The sequence below is a fragment of the Streptomyces sp. NPDC037054 genome (assembly GCF_055606745.1).
Genome location: NZ_JBVJSJ010000027.1, coordinates 1 through 4,468 on the forward strand (window position 1 = coordinate 1; position 4,468 = coordinate 4,468).

3 protein-coding genes and 2 pseudogenes are annotated in these 4,468 nt (G+C 72.4%); 4 read left to right on the forward strand and 1 reads right to left on the reverse strand.

Translation table 11 applies throughout. The annotated features are described in order from the left end of the window. The 4 genes and pseudogenes from ACZ7D7_RS33835 to ACZ7D7_RS33850 all read left to right on the forward strand — a co-directional run. Window positions 1-174, forward strand: a pseudogene (locus ACZ7D7_RS33835) (sugar phosphate isomerase/epimerase); the annotation flags it as partial. 27 nt (window positions 175-201) lie between these two features. Then, entirely contained in the window at window positions 202-1,719 is a 1,518-nt protein-coding gene (locus ACZ7D7_RS33840; RefSeq protein WP_470829378.1) for a ThuA domain-containing protein, read from the forward strand. 165 nt (window positions 1,720-1,884) lie between these two features. After that, window positions 1,885-3,093, forward strand: coding sequence for an inositol-3-phosphate synthase (locus tag ACZ7D7_RS33845; protein WP_470829380.1), 1,209 nt, complete (start codon window positions 1,885-1,887; stop codon window positions 3,091-3,093). 43 nt (window positions 3,094-3,136) lie between these two features. Further along, entirely contained in the window at window positions 3,137-4,195 is a 1,059-nt protein-coding gene (locus ACZ7D7_RS33850) for a sugar phosphate isomerase/epimerase family protein (RefSeq protein WP_470829381.1), read from the forward strand. 125 nt (window positions 4,196-4,320) lie between these two features. Here ACZ7D7_RS33850 and ACZ7D7_RS33855 read toward each other — a convergent pair. Next, window positions 4,321-4,468: pseudogene (locus ACZ7D7_RS33855) on the reverse strand (MFS transporter); the annotation flags it as partial.

The following is a 4,468-nucleotide window of genomic DNA, read 5'->3' on the forward strand; positions in this document are numbered from 1 at the left end:
TGGGAAGACGTCTTCCGCATGCTGCGCTCGATCGGTTACACCGGCCCGGTCTCGGTGGAGTGGGAGGACGCCGGCATGGACCGCCTCCAGGGCGCACCGGAGGCCCTCACCCGGCTGAAGGCCTACGACTTCGAACCGCCCACGGCATCCTTCGACGCCGCCTTCGGCAACTGATCCCCCCCACACCCTCACGGCCCCGGGATGACGGCGCATCCCGGCGTACGCACCCGCCTCGTACCACCGGTCCCCTTTCTGGAGGCATCCGTGCACGGGAACGACCCCACCACCCGCGCGTCAACCGGCTTCCCCCGACGACCCCCACACTTCCGCAAGGCGGTGGCGCTGCTCGGCGGCGCGCTCCTCGCGGGCACCTCCCTCACCCTGACCGCACCCGCGGCCGGCGCGGCCGCCACCGGCCCGGCCGCCTCCCGGCCGGACGGCGCCACGACCGGCACCGCCGACCGGAACGCCGCGGCGGACAAGAGGGTGCTGGTCTTCTCCAAGACGGCCGGCTTCCGGCACGACTCCATCCCCGAGGGCGTCGCCACGGTGCAACAGCTCGGCGACACGGGCGGCTTCACGGTCGACGCCACCGAGGACGCCGGCGCCTTCACCGCCGCCAACCTGCGGCGCTACGACGCGGTCGTCTTCCTGTCGACCACGGGCGACGTCCTCGACGCCGCCCAGCAGGCCGCCTTCGAGGGCTACGTCCGTCAGGGCGGCGGCTACGTCGGCGTCCACGCCGCCGCCGACACCGAGTACGACTGGGAGTTCTACGGCGGCCTCGCCGGCGCCTACTTCCAGTCGCACCCGGCGATCCAGCCCGCCACGGTGGACGTCGAGGACCGTGCCCACCCGGCGACCGCCGGGCTGGAGAAGACCTGGAACCGCACCGACGAGTGGTACAACTACCGCTCCAACCCGCGTGACCGGGCCCACGTCCTCGCCTCGCTCGACGAGTCGTCGTACACCGGCGGCACCATGCACGGCGACCACCCGATCGCCTGGTGCCAGGAGTATCAGGGCGGCCGCGCCTTCTACACCGGCGGCGGCCACACCAAGGAGTCCTACGCCGAACCGGACTTCCGACAGCATCTACTGGGCGGGATCCGGTATGCGATCGGCGATGTGCAGGCCGACTGCCGACCGGAGAACGGATACCGTCCACTGTTCGACGGCACCGCCGCCTCCCTCGACGGCTGGCGACAGGCCGGGCCGGGCTCCTTCGACCTGGCCGACGACGGCACCCTCACCACCACCGGCGGCATGGGCATGCTCTGGTACGCCGCCGAGAGCTTCGGCTCCTACTCGCTCAAGCTCGACTGGCGCATGGCCGGCGACGACAACTCCGGTGTCTTCGTGGGCTTCCCGCCCTCCGACGACCCGTGGTCGGCCGTGAACAACGGCTACGAGATCCAGATCGACGCCACCGACGTGCCCGAGAAGACGACCGGCTCCGTCTACGGCTTCCGCTCCGCCGACCTGAAGAAGCGCGACCGCGCGCTGAACCCGCCGGGGGAGTGGAACACGTACGAGATCCGCGTGGAGGGTGAACGCCTCCGCGTCCATCTCAACGGCGTGAAGATCAACGACTTCACCAACACCGACCCGGCCCGCTCCCTGGCCGACGGCCACATCGGCATCCAGAACCACGGAGCCGACGACCAGGTGTCCTTCCGGAACGTCCGCGTCAAGGAACTGCCCGCGCAGGGCGACTGAGCGACGGCGGGCGGAAGACGCCGGACTTCCGCCCGCCGTCTCCCCCTCGCGCCCGTGGCCGCGTGCGTCGAGCGCGGCCACGGGCCTCTTCGGGGTTCGCGTACGCCTGTTTCGCGTACGCCTGATTCGCGTACGACAGGTCCGCGCACGACAAGGAGGCTGCCCATGTCCGCGTCCCGTTCCGACGCCCGTGTCGGTGTCTGGCTGATCGGGGCCCGCGGCTCCGTCGCCACGACCGTCGTGGCGGGCCGCGCCGCGCTGGCCGCGGGCCTGCACCCGCCGACGGGGCTGGTGACCGAGACGCCCCTGTTCGCCGGCAGCGGCCTGCCCGCCCTGTCGCACCTCGTCCTAGGCGGCCACGACACCGTCGACTGCCCTCTGCCCAAACGTGCCGAGGCACTCGCCGCAGGAGGCGTTCTCCCGCCCGGCCTGCCCGAGGCCGTCCGGGCCGAACTGGCCGCCGCCGACCGCGAGATCCGCCCCGGCGGCCCGCTGCCCGGTGACACCCGCGACACCGGCGCACTCGTCTCCGCGTTCGCCGCGGACATCCAGGACTTCGTACGGCGCAACCGGCTCACCCGCGCGGTCGTGGTGAACGTCGCCTCCACCGAACCCGCCCCGGCCGGACCCGGACTCCCCGCCAGCTCCCTCTACGCGGCCGCCGCCCTGCGCGCCGGTTGCCCCTACGCCAACTTCACCCCCTCCACGGGCCTGCACCATCCCGCGCTGGCCCCGGCCGCCCAGGCGTCGGGACTGCCGTACGCGGGCCGCGACGGCAAGACCGGGCAGACGCTGCTGCGCGCGGTGCTCGGCCCGATGTTCACCCAGCGTGCCCTGGACGTCCGCGCCTGGTCCGGGACGAACCTGCTGGGCGGCGGCGACGGCGCGGCCCTGGCCGACCCGGCCGCCGCGGCGGCGAAGAACGCGGGCAAGGAACGCGTCCTCGCCGACACCCTCGGCACCACCCCCGAGGGCAAGGTGCACATCGACGACGTGCCCGCGCTCGGTGACTGGAAGACCGCATGGGACCACATCGCCTTCGACGGTTTCCTCGGCGCCCGCATGATCCTCCAGACCATCTGGCAGGGCTGCGACTCCGCCCTCGCCGCCCCCCTCGTCCTCGACCTCGCCCGCATCCTCGCCCGCGCCCACGAGGCGGGCCTGTCCGGCCCCGTCGGCGAACTCGGCTTCTACTTCAAGGACCCGGTGGGGGAGTCCCCGGCGGGCCTTTCGGAGCAGTACGCGGCACTGGCCGCCCTGGCGGACCGCCTGCGTGCCCCGGCAGCCGCCGACCGACCCCGCGCGACGGACGCGGCGGACCAGGCGGACGCCCCCGGACCAGGCGGATGCGGCGGCGGACCAGTCGAGCCCTGAAACCCGGCACCTTCCCGCCCACCGACCCCGAGGAGTTCCCGCCATGAGCCGCTTCTCCCACACCGATCCCGAACTCACCCACCGCCTCAGCAGGCGAGGCATGCTCGGCGTGGCGGCCGGCGCCACCGCGGCCGCCCTGCTCGGCGCGGCATCCCCCGCGACGGCCGCCAACGCCGCCCCGCCCGCCGCGACTTCCGCCGCGTCCGGCGCCGCCCGTCGGGGCCGTCCCGTCCTGCCGCCCGGACGGCTCGGCATCCAGCTCTACAGCCTCCGCGACAAGGTCTCCACCCTCGGCTTCGCGCCCGTCTTCGCCGAACTCGCCAAGCACGGCTACGACGAGATCGAGTTCGCCGGATACACCCAGGGCTCGGCCGGCCCCATCACCCTCGCCCAACTCAAGCGCCTCGCACGGGATCACGGCCTGAACCCCATCGGCAGCCACGTCGGCTACTACGCCGACGACCCGAACGCCTACGCCTTCGCGCAGAACCTCACCAAGGTCCTCGACGACGCAGAGGCCCTCGGCCTCAAGCACATCGGCACCGCCGCGGGACCGTTCCGCTACGGCTCGACCGTGGACGCCTGGAAGCGCGCCGCCGACGACTTCAACACCTACGGCGCGGCGGCGAAGGCACGCGGCATGAAGTTCTACCAGCACAACCACTCCGAGGAGTTCTCCTTCGCCTCCGACGACCCCGGGGTGCGCCTGTACGACGTCCTCCTCGCCGAGACCGACCCGGACCTCGTCCACCTGGAGATGGACATCTACTGGGCGTACGTCGGCCAGTTCCGCTTCTCCAAGCGGCCCGACGGCACGCCGGCGCCGTTCGAGCCGCTCGACTACGTCCTCGAACAGCCCCACCGCTACCCGCTGTTCCACGTCAAGGACGGCAAGAGCGACCCCTCGGACCCGTACGGCTACCGCATGACGGACGTCGGTGACGGCGACATCGATTACCAGCGGTTCATCTCCGGCGTGACTCGGCTGCGCGGCGAACGCCTCGCCCACCACTGGCAGGCCGAACACGACGACCCGGTCGAGTCGTTCACCTTCGCCCGCCGCTCCAGCGAGCACCTGCACTCGCTGCGTGAGGACCGCTGACGGCCGGCACAGACCCGAGGAGGGCCCTTCCCGCAGGCCGGGAAGGGCCCTCCTCGTCGGGGCACGGGTGTCATGCCCTCATGTCTTGCTGCCTACTGAACTCCTGAACTCCTGCACTCCTGGCGTCAAGCCGTTTCCTCACCGAGCGGCTGCGGGTTGGGCGTGATGCGCTTCGCCCTGGGCCGCCCGGGTGGGTGGAGGAAGAGGGCGACGAGGCCGGCGAAGATGGAGATGGAGCCGGCGAGGACGAAGGCGCCCGCGTAGTCCCAGGTG